Origin of the sequence: Intestinibacillus sp. NTUH-41-i26 (genome assembly GCF_032769475.1) — a bacterium.
Taxonomy (GTDB): Bacteria; Bacillota; Clostridia; order Oscillospirales; family Butyricicoccaceae; genus Agathobaculum; species Agathobaculum ammoniilyticum.
The window spans coordinates 2945888-2972257 of sequence record NZ_CP136477.1; the positions used below are offsets into that span (position 1 = coordinate 2945888).

Below are 26370 nucleotides of genomic sequence, written 5' to 3' on the forward strand. Positions count from 1 at the left end.
GCGGGCATACCCGCGGCGCCTGCCGGCTTTTCCCTACAGTATCCGGACCATCTGCCCGAACAGCGGCAGCGCCGCCATGCTCAGGAGCGACGTCACCGCACAGATCACGCTGGAATACTCCGCGTCCCCGCCGTAGACCTGCACCATCTGAGTGATCGTACTGCCTGAATTCGTAGCTACGGACAAGAGCGCGGCGGTCAGGATCAGCGAGCCGTCCGGCGCCATCTGCGCCAGATGCAGCGCCTTGACCAGCAGAAGCGCGGCCAGCGGGCAGGCGACCATTCGCAGCCCGACCACAAGGGGAAGCCTGCGGTACGACCGCACCCTTTCCCAGCTCAGGCTGCCGATCAAAATGCCCGTCACGACCATGCTGAGCGGGCCGAACAGGTCGGCCATTCCCTCCACCGTTCCGCTGACCACCGCAGGCACTGGAAGCTGCAGCGTAAACAGCGCGATGCCAATCAGCATGGAGATCATGTTGGGATTGAGGAACAGCTTTTTCCAGCTTACGGTGCGCTCGCCGGACAGGGTGAACTTACAGTGCGTCCACACCAGGAACGTATGCACGCAGATCATCGCCGTGGCATACACCACCCACTCCTGGCCGATCGCGGCGCCCACAATCGGCACGGCGATGCCGGTGTTGAAATAGATGACCGACATCGACTCCACCGGCGTCAGATGCAGCGGGCGCTTGAGCAGCGTGACGGCGGCCACCAGCACCAGGCTGACGCCCAGCGCCGCCGCATAGGACAGGAGCAGCCCCCTGGTCTTATCCGGCGTGAACTCGACCATGAACGAATGCAGCACGACCGCTGGCAACACGATGTACAGCATCATCTTGGAAAGGATTTTGCTTTCCTCCACCGTGATGATGCCCAGGCGGTAAACCACAAAGCCGATGAGCATCATCAGGAACAGCTTCCCGACTTCCCCAGCAAGCGACCAGAACATATCCATTTCCCCATTCCCCCTGCCGTTTCCAGACAACGGCTTTTCCCTTATCTTTCAGTTATACCGCCGTTGACGAGCTGCTGTCAAGAGGGCGGGCGCGGCTGATTTACTTTCCCCCCGCTTTATGATAGAATACGATATCCCGTTATCCCACGCAGGCAGGCTTTTTTATTGCGGCAATCTGAACGAAACAAGGCTGGAAAGGAACAACTATGGAAATCTCTGCATTTGCAGCAAAATTGGCTGCGGAAACCGAAAAAATCATCCTCGGCAAGCACGACCGCATCGAGCTGATCATTGCGGCGCTGCTCGCCGGCGGGCATATCCTGCTCGACGACATGCCCGGCGTCGGCAAGACCACGCTCGTCAAGACCCTCTCGCTCGCGTCCGGCTGCGCGTCGCGCCGTGTGCAGTTCGTCCCCGACCTGCTGCCCTCGGACATCACGGGCATGAACATCTTCGACCAGCGCACCGGCGAATTCCGGCTGCTGCGCGGACCGGTGTTCACACACATCCTGCTCGCGGACGAGATCAACCGCGCCGTGCCGCGCACCCAGTCCGCGCTGCTCGAGGCCATGGAGGAGCAGCACGTCACCATTGACGGCGAAACGTTGCCCCTGCCCGCGCCGTTCTTCGTGCTGGCCACCCAGAATCCGGTGGAATCCGAAAGCACGTTCCGCCTGCCCGCCGCACAGATGGACCGCTTCCTGATGCGCCTGTCCATGGGCTATCCGGACGCGGCCGAGGAGGCCCAGATGCTGCGCAACCTGGGCGACGCCATGCCGTTCGACCAGGTGCGGGCGGTCACCGGACCAGAGGAGATCCTCGCGCTGCGCGCCTCGCTTCAGAATATACAGGTGTCGGACGCGGTTACGGAGTACATCGTCGCGCTCGTCGCCGCGACGCGCGGCTGCCCCGGCGTCGCCATGGGTGCCAGCCCCCGCGCCTCTCGCGCACTGTTCCGCGTAGCCAAAGCCTGGGCCGCCATGCGCGGGCGCGCGTTCGTCACGCCGGACGACGTGCAGTACCTCGCCCGCTTTGTCCTGCCGCACCGCCTGCTGCTCGAAAGCGAGGCCCAGCTCGCCGGACGGACGGGCGAGACCGTGGTCGCGGAGCTGCTCGAAAGCGTACCCGTGCCGCCCGCCCAGAGCGGTATTTACGATGAATAAGCGCCTACAGTTCGGGCGCGCGTCCAGCATACTCGTTTCCCTGCCCGCGGTCGCGCTGTGGCTTATCCTGTGCGTAGCCGCCGCGGTCGGGGACCTGCTCGTGCTGTCCGCGGCCTTCGCGTTCCTGTTCCTGCTGTCCGGCGCGGCGTTTTTGTGGGGCGCGCGGTCGATCCGGCATGTCACGCTGGAGGTTGACTGCTCCCGCACCCGCCTGTATCCGGACATGGAGACCACGTTCTCCTACACAGTCAAAAACGACAAGCTTCTGCCGTTGATCTGGCTGGAGTTGTCCCAGGGAATTCCCGAGCGCGACTGCCTCACGCCTGACGAGACCTTCGAGCGGTACGCCTGCCTTTCCGGCGAAGCGCAGGGGCGGGAATCCACGCCGGACACAGCGGACCGCCCCGCCCCCGACGCCTATCGCCGCACCTTTTCATTCGTAATGGGCCACGAAACGCTCACCCTGCGCAGCGTGTGGACTGCGCGGCGGCGCGGCGTCTACCGCATGGACCGGCTGATGCTCCGTTCGGGCGACGGCTTCGGGCTGTCCCAGGTCGAGGCCCCCTGCCCGCCGAGCAAGCTTCCCCAAGTACTGGTTTACCCGCGCAGCGTGCCGGTCGATATTTCACTGTTCCTGCAGGAACAGTGGCGGCAGTCGGCCGGCTCGGCCGGCTATCAGGAGGATATGGCCGTGCTGCGCGGCCTGCGCCCCTACCAGCCGAGTGACAGCTGGAAGCGCATCAACTGGCGCATGGCGGCGCGCACGCAGGAGCTTAAGGTCAACTTTTACGAAACCATCCAGCCCCTTTCCGCGCTGTTCGTGCTGGACGGGGAATCGTTCTGCGGCCTGTCCACGGATTATGCCGAGCTGGAGCAAGCGCTTGAGCTCCTCGGCTCGGTCATCGCGCGGCTGTTCCGGCGCGGCGTGACCTGCGGGCTTGCGCTGCCCGCCTCCCGCCGGTATTCGGCCGTTACCCTGCCGCCGGTCGAGGGCCGTTCCGCCGCTGAGCTGCTCGGCCTGCTCGCGGGCTACGACTGCCTGGCGCAGCATCTGTTCGCGGAAAACGGCGACCGGCTGGAACAGTGCGCGCCCTCCCGCTTTGACGAGCGCGCCGTCCTGACCGCCGCGTCCGAGGCCGGCCGCGTCTATCTGATCACCTGCGCGCCGGACGGACCCGTGCATGGGCTGGTCGGCCGGTTGGGTGCGACGCGTGTGACCGTATTTGCCGCCGCGGGCGTCGCCTCGTCCGCCGCCCCTGACCTGCGTGTTGTGCCGCTGCGGCGGCTGGCAAAGGGGGCGGCGGTATGAACGGGCGCTCCCCCCTGTTCGGCGCGGCGGTGCTGTTTTCCACCATCGCCTCGCTGTCGTTTGTTTTCGGCTTTTTCTCACAGGTCGAGACCGGCTCGTTCACCTCGGCCTGCCTGCCCGTATGGGCCTGCTTCCTGCTGGCGTATCATTTCTGCCTCAGTCGCCTGCTGCGGCGCGCGCAGCCGGTGCGCCGCCTTGCGCTGGTCACGGCGCTGTTTTTCGCGGCGCAGGCCACGGTATCCTTCGCGGTCTACGGCCGCTTTTCCTCGACCATGGGCATCCTGTTCGCAGTCATCATGTGGCTGAGCTGCTATTATATCAGCTATGGCACCCTGCTTCGTCCGGTCACGCCCGAGCGCCTGATCTCGCATCTGGATGGAAACATCGTACTCCTGTTCATCGGTCTGGCCTACTATTCGCTGACGGGACGGCCGATGCGCCCTCTGCTGCCGCTGCTGCTGGCCGCCGTGCTGACGATGGCGGCCGCGGTCGCGCGCCGCTCGGCAGGCGGGCGTTCCGCTTCCCATGCGGGCGGGCGCGGCGCGGCGATCCTGCTGGCCGCCGTGGGTGGCATGGCGCTGATTGCCGGCGGTGTGATCCTGACGCTGAGCGGACAGATCAAATCCGTGTTGCTGGGCGGCTGGGCGCTCCTGCGGGCGCTCGTTTCCCGCCTGTACCACGCGTTCAACGCGTTTTTCCTGTGGCTCCTGTCCCACTTCACGCCGGATGAGTCCGGCACGCTGGAGGGAACGCCCCTACCCGGCAACGTGACCGCCGAGCAGTCCGAGCAGGCCGCGCGGTTTTCCGAGCTGATGCTGTACGCGCTGCTCGTGCTGATTATCGTCGGGCTGGCGGCCGCGCTGATCCTGCTGCTGCGCCGCGGCAGACTGCGCCTGACGGTGGGCGGGATGCGCGGCGAGCTGGGCGTCCAGCGCGAGCGGCCGCGCCTGTCCGCGCTGCTGCGCGGGCTTTGGGCGCGGCTGCAGACGCGGATACGGTTTGCAATGCGGTATGTGACCGAGCGCAACACCGCGCCCGGCGTGCTGCACCGCATCCAGCGGCAGGCGCGCCGCAGGCGGCTCGGCCGGCAGGAGGGCGAAACCTGCCGCCAGTTCCTTATGCGCATGAACGCGCTCTATCCCGACTGCGAAGGGGAGCTGCGGTTCCTGTCGGACGCGCTCGACGCGCGGTATTTCGGCGGCGGGGATTTCCTGACCGCGCGTGAAGCCGCGATGCTGTGGAAAAAGCTGCGCGTCTCCCGCCGCAGAGCATAAAAAAGCACGGATGGCTTTTCCATCCGTGCTTTTTACGTCCGGTTCAGCGGACGACTTCGATCAGGTCTTCGATGCCGCAGTCGAGGGCGACGCACAGTTTCAGTAATACATCACTGTCATACCGCGCCACTTCATTCTTAAAGTATCTATCCAATGTCTGATACGGGATTCCCGTTAATTTATTAACTTTGTAACGATTCAATCCGTTTGATTCCATAGCCTCACGGACTGTCAATCTGATAGAATTCATTTATATCACCTGATATATACATTAATTATAAATAATCAAATTGACAATTCATTATTTATAATATACTATTATGTATATATTGTTTGAGTGATATATGATGAATGAAAAATTTTTTGCTCTAAAACACCGCCATGATAAAGACTACCTCCAGCGCTTGGAACGGGACGACCCGCAGCGCTTCTGGCGCGGGATGCTCCGGCTCTGTCTCGCTATGGCGCGGGAGGATGCCGTTCGAGAGAAACACCGCCGGAAGTATTGACCGCTTTATATCCCCTCGGCAACGGGGACGGTGCGCCGCCCGGCGCGGGGGCAAAAGGGGAGGACAACCCGCATGGGTTTTCCTCCCCTTTTGAATTCCCTGCTTTCCTTTTTTCGCGGCTGCAGGGCTTTGGCGCTTCCGCAAGGCCGGTTTACGGCATTTGCTCCCGCAAATAAGGGCGCGCTCCGCGCGCAAGGTGGGTCGCGCGTTCCATCTGCCGCCCATTTGCTATATCACGGTAAGCACAACGGCTTCCACCCCAGGGGGCAGGATGGCGGCGGCTTTCCCCCTCCCGCGCGCGCTGTTACGCGCGCATAGACCGTTTCGGACAGGCGGCATCCGTTTTCCCGCTGTCCCGTTCTAACCTCCGCGCGAACAGAGCTCCCGCAACAGCCCCCGTATTTTTTCGGAGCGGTCCTGGTCAGAAATAGGAACGGCGCAGCCGTTCCGGCCTCCGGCCTGTGCATCAGGGAAAAGGGGTGATTGGCAAGAGGGGAGAAACCGTTGGTTTCTCCCCTCTTGTCCGCCCGCGCCGCGCAGGCGCAGCTTCCCCCGCTTTCGCCAAAGCGGAAACGCAAACCAGTCAATCCTCCTGCGCCGCGCGGCCCATTTTTTTCTCATACAGCCGCCGCGCCGCGTATACGACCGGCGTATCCAGCAGCGAGGTAAAAATAAAGATTACATAGCTCGACAGCGCGACTGACAGCAGCGTCGGCATGTCATACGTTCCCCAGAATGCCAGCGCGGTAAACAGAACCGTGTTGACGAGCTGGGAAACCAGCGTCGAACCATTGTTGCGCAGCCAGAGGAACGCGCGGTGGTCGCCCGTGCGCTTTTCAGTAAAGGCCCACCATTTATGGTAAAGCCAGACGTCGAAGATCTGCGCGACCGCGTATACCGCAAGCGAGGAAAGCATCATGCGCGGCGTATTGGAAAACACCGCCCGCATCGGCTCCTGCGCCCAGTCGTTCACCGACGGCGCATACAGCAGCCAGGACTGCGAGACGAGGATAAACAGCACGTTTGCCGCGATGCCCGCCCAAACCGCACGCTGCGCGGTCTTTTTCCCCGCGACCTCGCTCAGGATATCGGTCACAAGGAACGTCGTTGCGAACAGGATGTTGCCGAGCGTCATCTCCATGCCGAACGCATCCACCAAAATCATCACCTCGATGTTTGCCGCGATCGTCGCAAACACCGTGAACGCCATCATCCCGCCCGTACCGAACAGGTAAAACCACAGAAGCACCGTCCCATACAGCACAACGAGCGAAACCGCCAGTAAAATTTCATTTGTCATTCCAGTTCTCCTACACCAAAGTCCGTGTTGTCCAGCAGGATGTCCACGCGGGGCTCATCCCGATAGAGCGGATACACCTGATGGATAAAGGCGTCCCGTGCCGCCTGATCCGGCTTGACAGACGTGGTGTTCGGAACCATGATGTTGACGCATACTCGGTCGAAATAGGCAAGGCCCGTGCGGATATCGCGCGCCATGCTCTCCGCGGTCTGTCCGGCCAGGCCGAACAGCAGGCAGCAGTCATCGAAATCGGCCGCGATTTCAGCGGGATCGGCCGCATCGATGCCCTTGTCCAGCACGCGCTCGCGGTAGTCCGCGTCGAACGTCTCGACACCGATCTTGACGTGCAGCCGCACGCCCTGCGCTGAAAACCGCGCGCGCAGGGCGGGAAGCGTCCTTCGGAACAGCCAATGGCTCTCGATGTGCAGGTCGCGGACGCCTTTTTCGCGGCAGACGCGCTCGATCTCGCGCACAGTGGATTCGTCCAGCTCCGCGAATGAGCCGGAGTTGATTGCCTCCAGCCGGCCGAACACACCCATGACCTGAGACAATGCCTTCCGGTTGAGCGCAAGATTGGCCTGCTCATCGCGCGATGCGTCCAAATGGTAATCGCAGAACTTGCAGCGCCGCCACGCGCAGCCGCGGCCGCGCAGCAGCACGATCTCGCGCGGGTTCTTGCCCTCGATCACCGAATAGCGGGTCAGTTCCACCGATCCCCCTCCCTTTTGCAAAAAAATAAGGCGCACCGTAACGGTACACCATCACCGCGCCGCAAGGCGCATATCCGACAGAAAATTTGCATATTTGCGCAGCATACAAATTTTCATCAAAAGCCAGGACGTGCGCCTGATTTTTGATACAAGGCAACGGTTCTGCATGCCGTTTTTGCGGCGTGCAAAATCGCGCTTGGGCTTTTCCCGCGTACTGCACTGTGCGGCGCAGCCCGCCCCGACCGGAACTCCGTTTCGATCGAAGCCTTTCCCGTAGTTTTGTTTATAGACAGGATGGTTCCGAACTGTCTGTTCTTCAGTTGCTTTTCCATTATAGCGGATTTCACCGGAAAGTCAAGCATATAGTTAGGATGGACGCTGAACAAGGGGGAATTCCATGATGCTTGACAAAATCGCGCTGATGAACGAAATGGTGCGCGCATTTGTATGGGGCGTACCCATGCTGGTGCTGCTCACCGGTACGGGCATCTATTTCACCGTGCGCACCGGCCTGTTCCAGGTGCGCTATACCGGCCTGTGGCTGCGCAAGACGCTGCTCTCCTGCTTTTCCGGTGCGGCGCGGCGCACCAGCTCGAAAAACGCGGTCTCCCCCTTTGCGACCATGTGTACCGCGCTGGCCGCGACGGTCGGTACGGGCAATATCGCGGGCGTGGCCACCGCCCTGACCATTGGCGGGCCGGGCGCGGTGTTCTGGATGTGGGTATCCGCCTTTTTCGGCATGATGACCGCGTTCGCGGAGAACACGCTCGGCATGCTGTACCGCGAGCGCGGACCGGACGGGGCCTGGCGCGGCGGCCCCATGCTGTATCTCAAGAACGGGCTGCACAGCCCGTTCCTTGCCGCGGCGTTCGCGCTTTTCTGCGTCCTTGCCTCGTTCGGCATCGGCAATATGAGCCAGTGCAACTCGATCGCCAGCGGCCTGTCCAACGTGTTCCGCGTGCCGCCCCCCGCGACCGGTCTGGCGACCGCCGTGTTGCTCGGCGCAGTCATGCTGGGCGGGCTGAAGCGTATCTCCCGCGTGACCGAAGCCCTGGTCCCGTTTATGGCGCTGTTCTATATGGCCGGTGCGCTGGCCGTGCTGTGGCACGGCCGCGCTGCGCTTCCACAGGCCTGTGGACAAATCGTCGCCTGCGCGTTCGACTGGCAGGCGGGCGCGGGCGGCGTGCTGGGCTACGGCATGGCGCAGGCCATCCGCATCGGCGTATCGCGCGGCGTGTTTTCCAACGAGGCCGGCTTGGGTTCTTCCGTCATGGTGCATGCTGCGGCGGATGCCAAAGAGCCGTGCGAGCAGGGGATGTGGGCGGTATTCGAGGTGTTTTTCGACACGATCGTGATGTGTACCGTGACCGCGCTGGTCATCCTGACCTCCGGCGTTTACGACGCCGCGCAGTACGGCCTTGCCGCGGGTACGCCGCTGCTCGCCCAACTCCAGACCGGCGCCGCGCTCACCGCCGCGGCGTTCTCTACCGTGTTCGGCCCGCTCGGCGGCGGCTTTGTCGCGGTATCGCTGGTGCTGTTCGCGTTTTCCACCCTGCTCGGCTGGTCCTATTATGGACAGCGGGCGGCTGAGTACCTGTTCGGCAGCCGGTCCGCGCTGCTTTACAAGGCACTGTTCATCGCCGCGGCTGCTCTCGGCTGCACGATGCGGCTCGACCTGGCCTGGGCGCTTTCGGATACGTTCAACGGGCTGATGGCGCTGCCCAACCTGGTCGGCGTGTTCGCCCTGCGGCGGGAAGCGCTCGCGGAGTGGCGCCGCTACCGCCGTGCGAAGGATATTTGACAAATCCCCCTTTTCTCCCCCGCTCTTTCCGCACAGATTGCACAAATTTACACAATCCGTTTTGTAAATGCCGGATTCCATCTTGTCAAGCCAGAGAAATGCATATAGAATAATAAAATAGACTTGCATGGAGCCTGCGGATCCTGCAAAAAGAATGAGGGGGAACTGAATATGGACCTGACATCCACCGTCTGGACATTGCTGCCGCCGGTCATTGCGATCGCGCTGGCGCTCATCACCAAGGAAGTATATTCGTCTCTGCTGATCGGTATCCTTTCGGGCGCGCTGCTGCTCACCGGCTTCAACCCGCTGCACGCGGTCGAAACCACGTTTGAGGTCATGGGCAGCAAGCTGGGGGACAATATCGAGATCTGTATTTTCCTGGTGCTGCTCGGCATACTGGTATCGCTCGTCACAAAATCGGGCGCTTCCCGCGCATACGGAAACTGGGCGGTCAAGACCATCCGTACCCGACGCGGCGCGGCGTTCGCAACTTCGTTTTTGGGCGTTTTCATTTTTGTGGACGACTATTTCAACTGCCTGACCGTCGGCACGGTCATGCGGCCGGTCACGGACAAGTACCGCATCACGCGCGCCAAGCTCGCGTACATCATCGACGCGACCGCCGCGCCGGTCTGCATCATCGCGCCGATCTCCAGCTGGGCCGCCGCGGTCGGCTCCTCGCTGCCTGAATCCAGCTCGATGGACGGCTTCTCACTGTTCCTTCAGACCATCCCGATGAACCTGTACGCACTCCTGACGCTCATGTTCCTGATATGGCTGATGGCGGCGGACTTCGACTTCGGTCCCATGGGTAAATATGAGGCCGAGCATAAGAAGGACGAGCTTTCCAGCGTGGAGGAAAACCATGTGGTCGGCGGCACGGGCAAGGTATACGACCTGATCCTGCCGATCTGTGTGCTGATCGTCCTGTGCATTTCGGCCATGCTGTACACGGGCGGCATTCTGGAGGGCGCGAACATCATCGACGCGTTCGCCAACTGCTCCTCCTCGACCTCGCTGGTACTCGGCTCGTTCTTTACGCTGATATTCACCTTCCTGCTGTATATCCCGCGCAAGATCCTGACGTTCAGCCAGTTCTGCGAGGCGTTCACCGAAGGCTTCAAGGCCATGGTGCCTGCCATCATGATCCTGACGCTAGCGTGGACGCTGTCCGGCGTCTGCTCGGAGGATTATCTCAACATCGGCGGCTATGTATCCTCGATTGTCAACGGCGATTCCATGGTATCCGTGCTGATGCCCGCGATCTTCTTCCTGATCGCGCTCGGCCTCGCATTCGCCACCGGCACCTCCTGGGGTACGTTCGGCATCCTGATCCCGATCGCGGTCGCGGTCTTCGGCGACGCACCCAGCACCATGCTGGTCATGACAGTCGCGGCCTGCCTGTCCGGCGCGGTCTGCGGCGACCACATCTCCCCGATCTCGGACACGACCATCCTTGCCTCGGCGGGCGCGCAGTGCAACCATATCGACCACGTCTCCACGCAGATTCCCTACGCGCTGATGGTAGCGGTGTTCTGCTTCATCGGTTATTTGGTCGGTGGCTTCTGCGGCAACGGCTTCGTCGCCCTGGTCGTCGGCGTGATCCTGCTGTTCTGCGCGATTCTTGTGATCTCCGCCCAGCAGAAAAAACGCGCGCAAAACTGAAAACAAAACGCAGGAATCCCCCGATTTCGGGGGATTCCATTTCTCTACCTTGGAAGGTGTATCCTTTTGACTACTGATCTGACCGAGGGCAAGCCCTCGCAAAAGCTGTTCTGGTTCTCGCTGCCGCTTCTTCTCAGTGTGGCGTTCCAGCAGCTCTACCAGATGGCCGACTCGGTCATTGTCGGCCGTTTCGCCGTTTCCGTCCAGGCGGGCGAGCTGGCGCTCGCCGCAGTGGGCGCGAGCTATCCGGTCACCCAGCTTTTCATGGCCGTGGCGACCGGCATCAACATCGGCACAAGCGTACTGGTTTCCCAGTTGTTCGGCGCCAGGCGCTATGTGCGCATGAAAAGCGCGGTTTCTACCGCGTTGCTGACCACAACCGCGGTCGCGCTGCTGCTGACGCTGGCCGGCGCACTGGGAACGGACACGGTCATGGACGCGCTGAAAACGCCGGCCGATATTTTTTCCGACGGCGCGCTCTACCTACGCGTTTACGTTTTCGGCCTGCTGTTCCTGTTCCTCTACAATGTGTGTACGGGCATCTTCAACGCCATGGGCGACAGCCGCACACCGCTGGTCCTGCTGATCCTGTCCTCGGTGAGCAACGTGATCCTCGACCTGGTTTTTGTCGCGGTTTTCCACTGGGGCGTCGCAGGTGTCGCCTGGGCGACGTTCATCGCCCAGGGCTGCGCGGGCGTGCTGGCGTTCCTGTTGCTCCTGCGCCGCGTGCATGCGTTCGATACGGGCGGCCATTTCCTGCTTTTTTCGTTCGATATGCTGCGCCGGCTGGTGGGCTACGGCATCCCCTCGATCGCCCAGCAGAGCTTTGTCTCGGTCGGCAACGTCATCATCCAGTATTATGTCAACCTGTGCGGCGCGACGGTCATCGCGGGCTTTTCCGCCGCAACCAAGGTCAATATGTTCGCGCTGACCTGCTGCATGTCGTTCTCCTCCGGCCTGTCAAGCTATGTGGCGCAGAACATCGGCGCGCGCAGGCTGGACCGCATCCCGCCCGGACTTAGGGCGGGTGCCTGCTATTCCATCGGCCTCGCGATGATTTTCACCGCGCTTTACATGCTGCTGGCCAACCCGCTCGTCGGCCTGTTCGTCCCCGCGGGCAGCGCGTCGGGCGTGATCGGCGTGGGGCGGCAGTTCCTGTTTATCGTAGCGCCGTTCTACGGCCTGCTATGCGTCAAATTCGTGTGCGACAGCGTGCTGCGCGGCGCGGGCGCCATGCGGCTGTTCATGGTGACGACGTTCTCCGACCTGATCCTGCGCGTGGGCTTCTCGGTTTTGCTGTTCCGGTTCTGGCAGGAGCTTGGCATCTGGCTCTCCTGGCCGATCGGCTGGCTACTGGGTACCGGCATCTCCTTCTGGTTTTACCGGAGCGGCCTCTGGAAAAAGAACCTGCCGGAGCTGTAACGCCCGGCCAGAGAAAAAAAAGCCCGCCGGCGGCGTGTCTGCCGGCGGGCTTTTCCGTCCCCCTGCGTCCCGCCGGCGTATAGTTTGCGCTTTTCCTCCCAAAATAAAAAAAAGAAAAAGGGGGAAATGCCTTGCTAAAGCTTGTCCATGCGAGTAAAATATATGACAGAAGCGGCGTTTGCGCGCTGCGCGGCGTCAACCTGTCCGTCCGGCGCGGCGACTATGTTTCGATCACCGGCGCGTCCGGCTCGGGCAAGTCCACGCTGATGCACATTCTCGGCCTGCTCGATACGCTGACCGAGGGCCGCTACCTGCTCGGCGGGACCGACGTTTCCGGCCTGCCGCCGCAGGCACTCGCCCGCCTGCGCGGCGAGAAGATCGGCTTTGTGTTCCAGCGCTTCCAGCTCATCCCAGGCATGACCGCGCTGGAGAACGTCGCCCTGCCGCTCACCCTGCAGGGCGTGGCGCGGCCGGAGCGGCTGGCGCGCGCCGCGGAGGCTCTGCGTGCGGTCGGCCTGTCCCACCGCACGGCACACAAGCCAAACCAGCTTTCCGGCGGCCAGCAGCAGCGCGTCGCGATCGCGCGCGCGGTGGTCACGCGCCCCTGCGTCGTTCTGGCGGACGAGCCCACGGCCGGACTCGACCCGGAAGCGGCGGCCGAGGTGCTTTCCCTGCTCGACGGGCTGCATGAGCGGGGCAACACGGTCGTACTCATCACGCATGACCATACGGCGGCCGCCCGCGCCGCGCGGCGGCTGTATCTGGAGGGCGGCGTGCTTTCCGGCTGAATCCGTATTTATTCCAGGAGGCATGTTATGAACCGGCGGGATAAGGACAACTATTATCTGGATATGGCGCAGGTCGCGCTCGAGCGCGGCACCTGCCTGCGGCGCAATTTCGGCGCGGTGATCGTCAAAAACGACGTGATCGTTTCCACCGGCTACACCGGCGCGCCGCGCGGCCGCGAGAACTGCATCGACATCGGCACCTGCATCCGGCAGAAGCTGGGCATCCCGCGCGGCGAACGGTACGAGTTCTGCCGCTCGGTCCATGCCGAGGCCAACGCCATCATCGCGGCGCCGCGCGAACAGATGCTCGGCGCGACGCTCTATCTGGTCGGGCGGGACATGTCCACCGGCGAAATCATGCCCGACGCCAATTCCTGCACCATGTGCAAGCGCCTGATTATCAACGCGGGTATCGAACGGGTGGTCATCCGGCGCGACAACGATACATACGATACCATCAGCGTGCGCGACTGGATCTACCACGACGACGTTTTGGACGGCCGACGCGGCTATTGACGCGGCTGGACAGGGGTATCTTCACCAGGATAAGGAGCCGGACGCACTGGCCGGCTTTTTATAGCGGGCCGCCGGAAACGGCTGCTCTCATCGGGCGCGCGGCGCGGGTATTTTTCCCCTCCCGCGCGCGTAAACACAGGACCGCGTGGCATAATAGACACGCAAAGGAGGAGTTTCGTTATGGAGTTAAAAATTTACAAGTGCATGCACTGCGGCAACATCATTGAGAAGATCGAGGATCACGGCGTTCCAGTGATCTGCTGCGGCGAGCCAATGAAGGAATTCAAGGCCGGCGAGACCGACGGCGCCATGGAGAAGCACGTTCCGGTCGTCAAGGCCGAGGGCGATGTGATCCGTGCCTGCGTCGGCGAGGTGACCCATCCCATGACCGAGGAGCATCACATCGCGTTCATCTGGCTGGTGACCGATAAGGCCGTACACCGCGCCGTACTCGACCACACTGGAGCGCCGGAGGCCGTGTTCCGCCTTGCCGAGGGCGAAAAAGCGGAAGCGGTTTACGAATTCTGCAACCTGCACGGGCTTTGGAAGGCTTCGCTCTGAGCGCGCCCTTTCCCCCGCGCCCGCCACGCATCCATTTGAAAAAAGCGTGTTTCCCTCTTGGGGAAACACGCTTTTTTAATCGCCTTATCCGCGTTCGTCCAGATTTTTGTATACCACGGATTTGCAGAGCGGCTTGTAAGCCGGACGGATGATCTTGCCGCCCGTGGTGACCTCCTCCAGGCGGTGCGCCATCCAGCCGACGATACGCGCGGTTGCAAACAGCGGCGTATACAGCGACTTCGGCAGGCCGAGCATTTTATACACCAGGCCGGAATACATGTCCACATTGGCGCACATGGGCTTGTCGCTGCCTTTTTTCTCCGCGAAAATGGCCGGCGTGAGCTTTTCAACCAACTCGATCAGATCCATTTCCCGACTGAAGCCCTTGCTCTCCGCCAGGGGGCGCGCGGCTTTTTTGAGCGCCACCGCGCGCGGGTCGCTCAATGTATAGATGGCGTGGCCCATACCGTAGATCAGGCCGGACCCGTCGCCCGCTTCCCCGTCCAGGATCTTGCAGAGGTAGTCCGCGACCGCGCCCTCGTCCGTCCAGTCGCTGATGTTTTCTTTCATCTCCTCAAACTGCCGCACGACGCGCAGGTTAGCGCCGCCGTGCCGCGGCCCCTTGAGCGCGGAAACCGCCGCCGCGATCGCGGAATAGGTATCCGTACCCGACGAGGAGGTGACACGCACAGTGAAGGAGGAGTTGTTGCCGCCGCCATGCTCGGCGTGCAGAATCAGGCAGCGGTCGAGCAGCTTGGCCTCGTCGTCCGAATACTTGCCGTTCGGCCGAACCAGATGCAGAATGTTCTCCGCCGTGGAGCGGTCAGGGTCGGGTACATGCAGAAACATGGAATCCCCGTCGAAATACCGGCGCTTGGCCTGATACGCATGCGAAATGATAACCGGAAACTTGGCCATCAGGCTGATGCCCTGCCGCATGATGTTTTCGACCGTCGTCTCGTCCGGATTGGGGTCGTAGGAGTAAAGCGCGAGCGTGGCGCCCGCGAGCTTGTTCATAATGTCCCGACTCGGCGCGCGCATAATCATATCCTCGGTAAAATTATCGGGCAGCGCGCGTTCCAGGCCGATCGAGCGCTGGAATTCGTCCAGCTGGCGGCGGGTGGGCAGCGCGCCGCACATCAGCAGGTAGCCGACCTCCTCAAACCCGAAGCGGTCCTCCTGCTCCAGGCCGTGGATCAGGTCGTACACATTATAGCCGCGGTAGGTCAGGCGGCCCTCGATCGGCTCGCGCTCGCCCTCGTTGAGTATGTAGCCGTGAACGTTGCCCAGGCGGCTCGCGCCGACCAGGACGCCCGTGCCGTCCGCGTTGCGCAGGCCGCGCTTGATGCGGAAGCGGGTATACAGATCCGACGGGATCTGGTTATGCAGGCGGAAGCTCTCGCTGAGCTCCTGCAAAAGCACTGGGTTGACAAAGGACGGCTGTGTCGTCATATCGGGCTTGCTCCTTCCGCTTGAATCGTTCATTATGCATATATTTTACTCCTGTCCTGCAAAAATGTCAAATACCGTCGCTTGTTGAAACCCACAAAAGCGTATTTTATCCCTTTTGTCCGCTTGTTCAACATGCTTGCACGCAAGTGTCCTGCCCGTATTGTGCAGCGTCCTTTCCCGCGCTGAACCAAGAAAAACCCTTTCCTCGTCCAGCCCGCAGGGAGAGGGCGGGCGCATGAAAAAAACAGGAAAGCGCCCGCAGGCGCTTTCCTGTTACCGGCGTCGTCAGAATATCGCGACCGTCGTGCCGACCGGAATATTGTTGTAAATCCACCAGATATCGCTCTTGTACATGCGCACGCACCCGTGCGAGATCGGATAGCCCGCGCTGTAATCATATTCGGTATCCGTTCCCGGATAGCACAGGCGCGAATGGAAGGCATAGCCCGTTCCCGGATAGAAGCCGACCACCGGCCGCACGGTATAGGTGCTGGTCGTCCAGCCTCCCGCGGACTTGTAGGAAACCGTGGTCAGGCCGGTCGGGGTCGGGGTGCTGGCCGCGCCCGTGCCGACCAGGAAAGATTTTATCAGCTTCCAGTTGCCCTTCGAGCCTTCAAACACGTTGACATGCTGGTAGGCGCGGTTGATCCAGAGCAGGTATTTGGTGCTGCTCGAATAGCCCTTCGCGTTGACCCAGACCTCTTTTTCATAGGTTTCATAGTCGTTATTGACCGCATAGGCCGTGGTGTAGTTGCCCCGATAGGTGGAGGACACCAGATTCAGCACGCGGTTAACGTCCCGCTGGTAATACCATTCGTCCGAGTAATTCTCGATCGGCACGGTCTTTTCCGCGTACAGTTCCTCGGTTTCGCCGGTGGAAGGGTTGTCGTAGGTCAGCCGGAAGCCAATCGTTACGCTGGTTTCCATATCCTTGGTAAAGGTGAAATAGGTTGTATGGCTGGAAGTCTTGTCCGCGGTCAGCGCGAACCGGCTGTTGCGGTACGCCTCCAGCGGCTGGCCGTTCTGATACCACTGGGCCGAGCAGAGCTTTTCCTCGCTCACGCCCGTGAAGCTGACCTTGGTCAGCAGCGAACCGCCCGCCTTGACCGAAGCCGGCACGTCCATTTCGATTGTGACCCCCGCCAGGCCCGTGTCGATGTTTTCGATCTTGGAGTCCGCGCTGAGCGAAACCTCGCAATCCACGGCGCGGATATCGACCGATTCCGCTTTTCCCTTTCCGTCTACCTTAGTGCCGACACCCGCAACAAGCAGCGTCTCCACCTTCTTATTCAGGGTCAGCGTGTTGCCCGCCGCGCCTGCGTTGACCGATACCGCGCGCACCGCGCCGTCCACCACGATGGTGTTGCCGCTGCCGGTGACGGTGAGCGTGTCCGCTTCCATGCCGGACAGGTCGATCGTGCGGTTCGAGGCGGTGATCTCGATGTTGGACGCCTCGCCCTGGCAGGCTACCGCGCCGCCAGTACCCGCGATTACCAGTGTATCCGCGTGCGAATCGTCCCGCAGCGTCACCTCGGCCGTACCCGCCGGATCGACGGCAAGGACGGACAGCGCGGTATCCTTTGAAGCGGTCAGCTTGACCGCCTCCGCGCCCTTGAGTACGACGCGGCCGTCCGCCGTCACGCCCGAGAGCGTCACTTCCTCTGTGCCGCAGGCAAACACACGGTCGCCCGCCGGCGCGGAGCCGGACAGCTCGACCGTGCTACCGGTCAGCAGCGCGCCGCCGGTCAGCGCGGACAGGTCCGCGTCCTCAGTCGGGAAGTAGGGGACGATGCGCAGCAGCATGGTCACGAACTGCGCGCGGGTCAGCGCGCCGGACGGCGCAAGCGTGGTTTCGGTGTCGCCGTTGACGACCCCCGCCGCGACCAGCGCTGCGGCCGCCTGCTTCTGCTCCGCGGTCATGGAGGCGGTATCCGTAAAGGCGTCCAGCACATCGGACGCGGCTTCCGCCCTGTCATAGGCAAACGCGCGGGCGAGCAGCACGAACGCCTCCGCGCGGGTCGCGGCAGCGTCGAAATTCCGGCTGTCGTCCGCGCCGATCAGCCCCAGATGGATCGCTTTTCCCAGATCGGCCGCATACCAGGCGTTCTGCGGCACGTTTTTCAGGCCCGCAGTAGCGTCCTGCACCGACGCGCCGAGCGTCCGGTTGAGGATGACGATGGCCTCCGAGCGCTTAACCGGATTGTCAGGCAGCATTTTCCCGTCCACGCCGTTGAGCAGCCCCAGCTCGACCGCGCGTTCCAGCTCTGCGGCCGCCCAGTGGCCCGCGATATCGGGGAAGGACGGCTCGGACGGCTCCTCCGGCACAGCGGGCTGGCTGGGTGCGTCCGTCAGCGTAAGCGCAACGGGTAGCTCGCCCGCCATGATGCGGGCGACGAGCAGCTTCGCCTCGTCCTCGGTAAAATCGCCGGTCAGCAGCAGGTCGCCGCCCTCCTGCTCCCCGGGCGCCGCCTGTGCGATGGTTGCGCCGTCAAGCACAGCGGACAGCGTGCTGCTGCCATCCTCTCGCGCATCCAATGCGGCCTGCGCTTCGGCATATGCCCGCCGTCCCTCATCCGTCAGCGTCAGCAATATGTATGCAGTCTGCGCCTCTTCCCCTTCGGCAGACGCGGACAGCCCCGCTTCGGCCGCGGATACGTCCGCGCCGGTCAGCCATGCTTTCCCGTCCGCGTCCGTGAAGGAAAGCCGGCCTTGCAGGGCAAGGAATTCCGCCACGCCTTCGTCGGGTGCGTCCACGGGCAGGGTCACGGTGACCGCCGCCCGATCGTCCGAGAACGACACCTCCGCCTGCGCCAGGTCGAGCTGTGCCAGCCGCCGCTCCAATACGGCGCGCACCCGCTCCATTGTCTCATCGTCCATCCGACTGTCGTCCGCGCCTTCGGGCAGCGCGACCGCATAGGTCAGCACGGCTGGTTGGGTCTCCTCCTCCGGCACCGGATCGGCGCCCGCGGCAAAGGCGGTCGTAAAAAGCAGGACCGCGGCCAACAGGCCGCTCAAAACACGTCTTTTCAAGGTAATGCTTCCCCCTGTATGAACCGTAATATCTTCATTTTACGGTTGACCGGCGGGCTTGTCAAGCGAAAGCGCGGTTTCAGTTTCGCTACAATGCGCATTTCCCCCGTATTTCTCCCCATGCCCCGCCCCGCTGGAGGCGGGTATCCGCTGGATAGGCTTCCGTTTTTTCCCGTCCGCCCCGCCGGAACCCAATCCCGCCCCGACCGTCCAACGCAGAGGGAGGTTTACAACCTTTTTTCCCCGTGCTATACTAAAGTGTATTGAATCGTATTGTTTCAGAGGAGGAACCCACCTATGCTTTGCAAGAACTGCGGCAAGGAGCTGCCCATCGCGGGCAAATTCTGTCCTTTCTGCGGCGCGCCCGTCGAGCAGGCCGGCGTGAACGACGAAACCGCCGTTTTCACCACCCTGCCGGAGGAGCTGAACGGCCCGATCGACACCTCGGCCTTTGACGCCGCCATGCGCGACGCGCACCCCTCGGCCGGCGGCGCGGCGTCTTCCGACCCGCTCGGCGCGACCGACCCGCGCGCCCCCGCGCCCGACGAGCTGCCGCCCATCGACATGCCGCCCGTCCGCCGCGCGGCGGGTACGCCGGACGACCCGCACACCACGCGCTTTGAGCGCCGCGATGAGCCGGACTACCGGCCCTACCGCAAGCCCAGCAAGGGCAAAAAGGGCGCGGTGATCGCCCTGGTCGTCATCCTGGTGCTCGCCCTGATCGGGGGCGGCGTCTGGTTTTTCCTGTCCCGCCAGCCGGACGAAAACCTTACTCTGGCGGAAAAGTATATGAACCGCGGCGATTTCGACCAAGCGCTCGAATACTACCTCGCCGCGCAGGCCGAGGCCAAGGACCCATCCGCGCTGGACGCGACCATCCAGCTTCTGCGCGATTATCAAGACGCACAGGATTACATGGACAACGGCCAGTACACGGAAGCGGTCGCCGCGCTCAAGCAGCTGCAGAACCGCGTCACCGATCCGGATTCCACGCTGTACGCCGCGATCGAGGAAATGATCCAGAAGGCGCAGACCGCGCAGGCTGACAATCAGTTCGCCGCGGATATCCAGGAAGCGCAGAGCTACCTGAGCGATCAGAAATATGACGCAGCCGCGGGCAAGCTGGATTCGCTCGCCGCGGACGACACCCTGACCGACGACCAGAAAAAGCAGGTCGAAGACCTGCAAAAGCAGCTGACCGAGGCGCAGGAGGCCGCCCAGCGCCAGGAGGAGACCCAGCAGAAGCAGGAACAGCAGAAGCAGATGTTCAGCAACCGCATCGACGAGCAGGAGGCAAACGACCAGAAGATCTCTGCTGCCGCGACGCCGGAGGAGGAGCTGGAGCTGACCTCCACCTCGTTCGAGGCTTGGGACACCCTGCTCAGCGAGATGTACGACTATCTGGCGACCGTCCTCAACGCGGACCAGTACGCCTCCGAGGAAGCCAGCTATAAGACCTGGGTGGAGGAGCGCGACAAGGGCGCAGAAAACGCCGCCGCCCAGAGCGAGGACGAGACTGCGGGCCAGCTCGCCGCGGCCAGCTTCAAGCAGAGCTATACCAAGGCGCGCTGCTACAAGCTGCTCGACCTGATGTAAGCGGAAGCACCCGCCGCCGGGTGGCCATTTACGGCCTCCCGGCTTTTTTTCTGCAGCATTTTATGGTATACTGGCCTGGCAAGGGGGAAAGATGATCGATGGAGTACTGCAAACGCTTTCTGCGGGTGCTGCTGGTGTTCGTGCTGGCAAACCTAGCGCTGCTGGAAACGCTGGCGCCACCGCCCGACTGGCTGACGCTGCCGCTGCTGTTCGGCCTGCTGGCGTACTATCTTTGGTTCCATATCCGTCCGCGGCGCGCCAAGGGGGCGACGCACCGCCTGCGCGCGCTGCTCGGCGGCTACGAGCTGCTGTTTGTGGCATTTTTTGTGATCCTGGCGGAAATGGCGTTTTACCCGCTTCTTCTGGCGACGGGCGCGCTGCACCGCGCGGTCCCGGCGCTGGGCGCCGCGCCGGACTGGGTATTCCTCGCCGCGAACCTGCTGCTTTTCGTGCCGCTGGTGGGCGCGCTGCTCGTCAACGGCTTTTTCCGCGTGCTGCTCACCTCCAAGCACTTGCGCGTGGTCTGGCGGGTGCTGCTCCTGCTGTGCTGGTGGGTGCCGCTTTTCAATCTGTACCTGTTCTACCGCGTGCTCAAAGCCGTGCGGCATGAGTATTATTTCGAGCTTTCCCGCCTGGAAAACGAGGCCGTCCACGCGGAAAACCGCGACTGTGAAACGCGCTACCCGATCGTGCTGGTTCACGGCATCTTTTTCCGCGACTGGCAGCTGGTCAACTACTGGGGCCGCATCCCGCGGGCACTGACCCGCTGCGGCGCGACCGTTTTTTACGGCGGGCAGCAGTCCGCCCTGCCGGTGGCGCAGAGCGCCGCCGAGCTGGCGGAACGCCTGCGGGCCGTTCTGCGGGAAACCGGCGCGGAAAAGGTCAACCTGATCGCCCACTCCAAGGGCGGACTGGACAGCCGCTACGCGATCACCCGTCTGGGGCTTGCGCCGCACGTCGCGTCCCTGACCACGGTCAACACCCCGCACCGCGGCTGCATCTTCGCGGAGGAGCTGCTACGCACCCTGCCGAAAGGCGTGATCGCCTGGATGGAGCGCCGGTACAACGGCCTGTTCCGCACGCTCGGCGACGCCTCGCCGGATTTCCTCGGCGGCGTGCGCGATCTCACGCGGGAGAACTGCCTGTGCTTTAACCGCGAAACGCCCGACCAGGAGGGCGTGTTTTACCAGAGCGTGATGAGCACGATGCAAAAGCCGTCGAGCGCGGGCTTCCCCCTCAACCTGACCTGGCATCTGGTGCGCAAATACGACCGCGAGGCAAACGACGGGCTGGTTGCCCGCTCCTCCGCAGAATGGGGGCATTTCCTCGGCAATCTTTCCGCGTCCGGCCGGCGCGGCGTGTCGCATGGCGATGTGGTGGATCTGATGCGCGAGGACATCCCCGGCTTTGATGTGCGCGAATTTTACATCGGGCTGGTTAAAGGGCTAAAGGAAAAAGGGTTCTGAATAAAGAGGAGGAGGGGCGTTCCACCCCTCCTCCTCTTTATTTTTTACGCCTCCTCCGGCCGGCCGGACAGCAGAAGCCCAAGCAGAAGCCCCGCCAAGCCCGGCAGCACCCAGCCGAAGCCGAGCGGCGCGAGCGGTATCTTGTCCAGCAGCGCTGTGACGCACGGGATGGACACGCCCGCCTGCGCGAGCGCCGCGGCCACGCTCTGCACGCTCACAAAGCCGATGGTGAGCGGATAGACCAGCCGCCGCCGGTGCAGGCCGGGTGCGAACGACAGCAGGATCAGCGCGAGCGCCGCGGGATAGATCGCGTTTAGGACCGGCGTGGACAGCTTAAGGATGCCCGCCAGCCCGATATTGGAAATGGCCATGCTGACCGCCGCGAAAAAGACGACCCACATCCGGTAAGAGACGCGCGGCATCAGTCCGTGGAAATACTCGCTGCAGCAGGACAGCAGGCCGATACAGGTGTTCAGGCACGCGATCACAAAGATCGCCGCCAGCAGCACGCTGCCCGGCGCGCCGAATAGCGCGGAAACCATGCGCGTCAGCGTGTCCGCGCCGGTTTCGCCGCCGGGGAACGCCGCTCCAGATAGCGCACCTACATGCGCGAGCATGGAATAAATCGCCAGCAGCAGCGCGCCCGCGACCCAGCCCGCGCGGATCGTTCCGCGCACGACCTGCTTCTCCTCCTCAATGCCCTTGGCGCGGATGTTGAGCGCAATCACCGCGCCGAAATTGAGTGCCGCGATCGTGTCCATGGTCTGATACCCGCCGAGGAAGCCCTCGACCGCTGGCAGGGAGGCATACGCCGCCCCGGGCGTGCCGTAGTGCGCGGCGACCGGCCTGGCCACACAGCCCAGGAACAGCGCCACGATCAGCACGATCAGCGTCGGGCAGAGCAGCTTGCCCAGGCGGTCGGTCAGCTTTTCCGGCCGCAGCGCGACCAGCAGCGCCACGGCGAAAAACACGGCCGAGTAGCCTGCCTGCAACGCGCTTCCTCCGCCGCCGGCCAGCGGCGCGACCATCTCGAACGAGGTGCTCGCCGTGCGCGGTATGGCAAGCCCCGGCCCGATCGACAGGTACACCAGCAGCGTGAACACCGCCGCAAAGACCGGATGCACCCGCCCCGCCAAGCGGCGCAGGCCGTCCGCCTTCGCCACCGCGATCACGCCCAGCACCGGAAAGCCGATCGCGCTGAGGATAAAGCCCGCCATGGCCGGCCAGGTGTTCGTACCCGCCTGCGCGCCGAGGAAGGGCGGGAAGATCAGGTTGCCCGCCCCAAAGAACATGGAAAACAATGTGAACCCGACCAGCAGCAGGTTCTTCCCGCGCAGCCGCTGCATAAGCCTCCCCCTTTTCCTTCTTTTCATAAGCTTTATTATACTATGTTTCCCATTTCCGCGCAAATACGCACACTAACACGGCAAAGCGGTAAAATAAAAGGAGGCGCGCTGGCAAGCGCGCCTCCGGAAAACCGCGGGTTTATTTTTTTGTGATATCCTCGCCGTGCGCCGCCCGGGCGACAATGCCGGACAGGAACAGCAGCGCGATCAGGTTGGGGAACACCATCAGGGCGTTGAACAGGTCGGACAGGTTCCACACCAGATCGACCTTGAGCGCCGAGCCGATCACGATGCACACCACGACGATCGCCGCGTAGACCTTGGTGGCCTTCTGGCCGAACAACGCCTTGACGTTGGTCTCGCCGAAGAAGTACCAACCGATGAGGGTTGAGAACGCGAAGAACAGCATGCACACCGCCACAAACGCGTTGCCGACCGAGCCGAGCGTGACATTGAACGCCGCCTGCGCCAGCTCAGTACCCTGCAGGCCGTCCGGCACGCCGGACTGAAGCTGGCCCGAGGTCAAAATAACCATAGCGGTGAGCGTGAGTACAATAAAGGTGTCGATGAACACCGAGACAATCGCGATCTCGCCCTGGTCCTGCGGCTTTTCGACCTTGGCCAGCGCATGCGCGTGCGGGGTGGAGCCCATACCGGCCTCGTTGGAGAACAGGCCGCGTGCCACGCCGTAGCGCATCGCCTCGCGCACGGTGATGCCGACCGCGCCGCCCAGGATCGCCTGTGGGTCGAACGCCGCCACGAAAATGGACTTGAGCGCGGGGAGGATCGCCGCGTGGTTGACGCACAGGATGCCGATGCAGCCGATCATGTAAAAGATCGCCATGACGGGTACGACCTTTTCGGTGAACGCCGCGATACGGCCCACGCCGCCCAGGAAGATGAAGCCCGCGATCACCGCGCAGATCACGCCGATGACGACCTGGGGCGTGCCGAACGCAGTCTTAAACGCCACGCTGATCGAGTTGGCCTGCACCATGTTGCCGGTGAAGCCCAGCGCAAAGATGATCGCCAGCGAGAAGAAGCCGGCCAGGAACTTGCCGAACCTGCCGGTGAAGCGCGCCCTGATGTAATAGATCGGGCCGCCGGTCACATGGCCGTTTTTGTCCACGGTTTTATACTTCTGCGCAAGCACGGCCTCGCCGTAGATGGTGGACATGCCGAAGAACGCGGAAAGCCACATCCAGAAGATCGCGCCCGGGCCGCCCGAGTACAGCGCGGTGGCCGCGCCCGCGATGTTGCCCGTGCCGACCTGCGCCGCAATCGCGGTGGTGAGCGCCTGGAACGGGCTCATGCCGTCCTTGCCCGCCTTTTTCGCCCTTGAGCGAGAAGCTGCCGAACAGCCGCTTCCAGCCCGCGCCGAACTTGCGCACCTGCACAAAGCGCGTGCGGATGGTGAAAATGACACCCGTGCCGACCAGCAGATACAGCAGCACGCTGTTCCACACGATGTCGCTGACCTTGCTTACCAGATCAGCCAGTTGATCCATTGACATTGTCTTACAATCCCCTTTTTCTTTCCGCGGCAAACAAAAAAGCCAGAACCACCAAGGGTTCCGGCTCACAGAAAACGAACGGACGCCGCGCCGCGCGCAAAGCGCCGGCCCGTGCCCGATTAGTCCCCAAACTCTGTCCTTTTGCCTGAGAGATTGGCGCGCGGCCCCCAGCCGCACGCGTTGCACCTTCGGCAGCCCCCCTGCGGGGCGTTCTCCAGAGCCGCATCCGTTTACAGTCCTCATCCGGAAAACCGGACACCTGAGAGTTTTGCTCCTTCGGCAAGCCGCGCGGCTTTTTCCTGCAAACTTCGTTTGTCGCGATATAATCTTAGAATATTAGTGTACCATTTCGCGGTGCATCTGTCAAGCGCGGTCCCCTGCGCTCCCTTTTTACATTTGGACTGATGGGCTTCAACTCCATCATTTTCACTAAATTCACTGCTCGACCAATACAAGGCTCGAAAAGAACCAAAGGCAACTTCGGCATCTTTTCATACGTTGAAAGAAACACTAAAGTATTGTAAAATAAATAGAAAATTTATTTAAAATTATATATGTCTTTTTGACTATCTTTTTATATCTTCTTAAATGTCCGCAAAGCCTTATTTTATAGGCTCTACGGGCATTTTGTTTTTGTGGTAAACCTCACATATCTAGGTCTATCTTCTTATATTTTCCCTGTCAATCGTGGTTAAAATCGTGGTAAATACTTCTTATGCGATTAGACGCTGAACCTCTGATTTTGCGGTATCTATGGACGCATGAGCATACCAGTTCATTGTGATACTGATGTTTGAATGTCCCATGATATACTGTAAATCTTTCGGGTTCATGTTCCTGCTTGCCAGCCTTGTGCAGAATGTATGGCGTAGCGTATGCGGTGTGATATGTGGCAAGGGATTGTCCTTGTGGTGCTTGTTGTATTTCTTTACCATTCGGACAAATAAGGCGTTGTAATCAATCGCAACTTTGGGCTTACCCTTATGATTGACAAACAGAAAATTGCTCCGTCCGTCTATCACAAATGGTTCTGCCTTTGGGCGTTTTTTCATAACCCGTTGAAATGCCTGTATCGTTTCTCTGCTTAATGGCACTTGCCTTATTCCGCTCTTTGTTTTAGGCGTTTCAATATAATAGCCCTGTTCCTTGTTCTTTAATAACTGGTGGTCGATAATCACAACTTCATTCTTGAAATCAATATCGGCTACTGTCAGTCCGCACAGTTCCGAGATACGAAGTCCTGTTTTTAACAATATCAGCATATCATCATAATATTTGTGATACACATTGTCCGTCTTGATGAATGAGAGTAAGGCTTGTTCCTGTTCCTCTGTCAATGCGACTTTCTCTTTGGTATCATTTTCTAGGACTTCACTTAATTTGAAATCAAAGGGATTTTTCCTTACGCAATCGTCTTGTATGGCGATATAGAATGACGCTTTTAACGAGCGTTTATGGTTGTTAATGGTATTGTAGGAAAAGCCCTTGTCTTTCATGCGTAACGCCCATTCTTTAGCGTCAGAGGGCTTGATTGTATCAATGCTCCTAGCACCTAATTTGTCCTCTTTCAATAACCGCATGAGTTGTTCCCGTTGTTTTTGTGTGCTTTTCTTCACATTTGCCCTTTGTGCGTTCTGTTTGGCATAGAGTTGGCAAAGCGTCATTTTCTTGCCTGCGCTGTCGATACCGTCCTCAATATCCCGTCTTATCTGCTGTTCCAGTTCTCGAAGTGAGGGTTTTTCCCGTTTTCCCTTTGGTGTCGGGTCTGTGGGTGTCAATCTCCAAGCATACACATATTTTGTGTTTCCAAATGCGTCTACATATTTATATAAGTATTTTCCGTCTGTTCGTTGGCTCTCTCCAGTATGCAGGATACGACCTTTGTTATCCCGTCTTTTTTCTCTCATGGTGTCTGCTCCTTTCCTTGTTGGAAAGAGCCTTGATATGACTTGTGCTTATCATAACACATACAAGGCTCATTTGCA

19 protein-coding genes, 1 pseudogene and 1 riboswitch are annotated in these 26370 nt (G+C 61.3%); of the genes and pseudogenes, 11 read left to right on the forward strand and 9 right to left on the reverse strand.

Annotation, left to right across the window (positions count from 1 at the left end; genetic code table 11):
- Positions 1–33 precede the first annotated feature (33 nt).
- Positions 34–960 carry an AEC family transporter gene (locus RX717_RS15365; RefSeq protein ID WP_054326530.1) on the reverse strand — a complete coding sequence of 309 codons (927 nt, stop codon included), beginning with the start codon at positions 958–960 and terminating at the stop codon, positions 34–36.
- Positions 961–1166: 206 nt separating this feature from the next.
- On the opposite strand from RX717_RS15365, the gene RX717_RS15370 reads away from it, so the two are divergent.
- The 3 genes from RX717_RS15370 to RX717_RS15380 are packed head-to-tail and all read left to right on the forward strand — an operon-like array spanning position 1167 to position 4706.
- Positions 1167–2123, forward strand: coding sequence for an AAA family ATPase (locus RX717_RS15370; RefSeq protein WP_316960464.1), 957 nt, complete (start codon positions 1167–1169; stop codon positions 2121–2123).
- Positions 2116–3432, forward strand: coding sequence for a DUF58 domain-containing protein (locus RX717_RS15375; protein ID WP_107631403.1), 1317 nt, complete (start codon positions 2116–2118; stop codon positions 3430–3432). The genes RX717_RS15370 and RX717_RS15375 overlap by 8 nt, the downstream gene beginning before the upstream one ends.
- The gene (locus tag RX717_RS15380) at positions 3429–4706 is read left to right on the forward strand and encodes a hypothetical protein (protein WP_054326533.1); all 1278 of its coding nucleotides are present in this window, start codon (positions 3429–3431) and stop codon (positions 4704–4706) included. The genes RX717_RS15375 and RX717_RS15380 overlap by 4 nt, the downstream gene beginning before the upstream one ends.
- A gap of 43 nt (positions 4707–4749) precedes the next feature.
- Here the strand turns inward: RX717_RS15380 and RX717_RS15385 are convergent, their stop codons facing one another.
- The 3 genes from RX717_RS15385 to RX717_RS15395 all read right to left on the reverse strand — a co-directional run bounded on the left by RX717_RS15385 (position 4750) and on the right by RX717_RS15395 (position 7225).
- Positions 4750–4956, reverse strand: a complete 207-nt coding sequence (locus RX717_RS15385; RefSeq protein ID WP_054326534.1) for a helix-turn-helix domain-containing protein — start codon at positions 4954–4956, stop codon at positions 4750–4752.
- A gap of 842 nt (positions 4957–5798) precedes the next feature.
- Positions 5799–6515: a queuosine precursor transporter gene (locus RX717_RS15390; protein ID WP_107631377.1), complete on the reverse strand. Its 717-nt coding sequence runs from the start codon at positions 6513–6515 to the stop codon at positions 5799–5801.
- Positions 6512–7225 (reverse strand): radical SAM protein, encoded by a 714-nt coding sequence (locus RX717_RS15395; protein ID WP_307718891.1) that lies wholly within the window; start codon positions 7223–7225, stop codon positions 6512–6514. The genes RX717_RS15390 and RX717_RS15395 overlap by 4 nt, the downstream gene beginning before the upstream one ends.
- Before the next feature lie 397 nt (positions 7226–7622).
- Here RX717_RS15395 and RX717_RS15400 point away from each other — a divergent pair, with 397 nt between their 5' ends.
- The 6 genes from RX717_RS15400 to RX717_RS15425 all read left to right on the forward strand — a co-directional run bounded on the left by RX717_RS15400 (position 7623) and on the right by RX717_RS15425 (position 13981).
- Entirely contained in the window at positions 7623–9026 is a 1404-nt protein-coding gene (locus RX717_RS15400) for an alanine/glycine:cation symporter family protein (protein ID WP_242977879.1), read from the forward strand.
- 171 nt (positions 9027–9197) lie between these two features.
- On the forward strand, positions 9198–10694 hold the full coding sequence (locus RX717_RS15405; RefSeq protein WP_407923245.1) for a Na+/H+ antiporter NhaC family protein: 1497 nt from the start codon (positions 9198–9200) through the stop codon (positions 10692–10694).
- Between the two features lie 66 nt (positions 10695–10760).
- Entirely contained in the window at positions 10761–12116 is a 1356-nt protein-coding gene (locus RX717_RS15410) for an MATE family efflux transporter (protein WP_054326535.1), read from the forward strand.
- A 131-nt stretch (positions 12117–12247) separates the two neighbouring features.
- Positions 12248–12904, forward strand: a complete 657-nt coding sequence (locus RX717_RS15415; protein ID WP_054326536.1) for an ABC transporter ATP-binding protein — start codon at positions 12248–12250, stop codon at positions 12902–12904.
- 27 nt (positions 12905–12931) lie between these two features.
- Positions 12932–13420, forward strand: a complete 489-nt coding sequence (locus RX717_RS15420) for a deoxycytidylate deaminase (protein ID WP_054326537.1) — start codon at positions 12932–12934, stop codon at positions 13418–13420.
- Between the two features lie 180 nt (positions 13421–13600).
- Positions 13601–13981, forward strand: coding sequence for a desulfoferrodoxin family protein (locus RX717_RS15425; protein ID WP_054326538.1), 381 nt, complete (start codon positions 13601–13603; stop codon positions 13979–13981).
- Between the two features lie 84 nt (positions 13982–14065).
- Here RX717_RS15425 and RX717_RS15430 read toward each other — a convergent pair whose 3' ends face one another.
- Together RX717_RS15430 and RX717_RS15435 are read right to left on the reverse strand one after the other, a co-directional pair.
- On the reverse strand, positions 14066–15433 hold the full coding sequence (locus tag RX717_RS15430) for a citrate/2-methylcitrate synthase (protein WP_054326539.1): 1368 nt from the start codon (positions 15431–15433) through the stop codon (positions 14066–14068).
- A gap of 285 nt (positions 15434–15718) precedes the next feature.
- On the reverse strand, positions 15719–18463 hold the full coding sequence (locus tag RX717_RS15435; protein ID WP_107631375.1) for an S-layer homology domain-containing protein: 2745 nt from the start codon (positions 18461–18463) through the stop codon (positions 15719–15721).
- Positions 18464–18760: 297 nt separating this feature from the next.
- On the opposite strand from RX717_RS15435, the gene RX717_RS15440 reads away from it, so the two are divergent.
- The gene (locus tag RX717_RS15440) at positions 18761–20059 is read left to right on the forward strand and encodes a hypothetical protein (RefSeq protein ID WP_107631374.1); all 1299 of its coding nucleotides are present in this window, start codon (positions 18761–18763) and stop codon (positions 20057–20059) included.
- Positions 20060–20157: 98 nt separating this feature from the next.
- Positions 20158–21525, forward strand: coding sequence for an esterase/lipase family protein (locus tag RX717_RS15445; protein ID WP_107631373.1), 1368 nt, complete (start codon positions 20158–20160; stop codon positions 21523–21525).
- Between the two features lie 44 nt (positions 21526–21569).
- Here RX717_RS15445 and brnQ read toward each other — a convergent pair whose 3' ends face one another.
- The 3 genes and pseudogenes from brnQ to RX717_RS15460 form a co-directional block, all read right to left on the reverse strand.
- Entirely contained in the window at positions 21570–22871 is a 1302-nt protein-coding gene (gene brnQ, locus RX717_RS15450; RefSeq protein WP_147573771.1) for a branched-chain amino acid transport system II carrier protein, read from the reverse strand.
- 139 nt (positions 22872–23010) lie between these two features.
- Positions 23011–24379, reverse strand: a pseudogene (locus tag RX717_RS15455) (alanine/glycine:cation symporter family protein).
- A 129-nt stretch (positions 24380–24508) separates the two neighbouring features.
- A riboswitch (glycine riboswitch) is annotated at positions 24509–24613 on the reverse strand.
- 485 nt (positions 24614–25098) lie between these two features.
- Positions 25099–26292 carry a site-specific integrase gene (locus tag RX717_RS15460; RefSeq protein ID WP_133147395.1) on the reverse strand — a complete coding sequence of 398 codons (1194 nt, stop codon included), beginning with the start codon at positions 26290–26292 and terminating at the stop codon, positions 25099–25101.
- Positions 26293–26370: the final 78 nt, after the last annotated feature.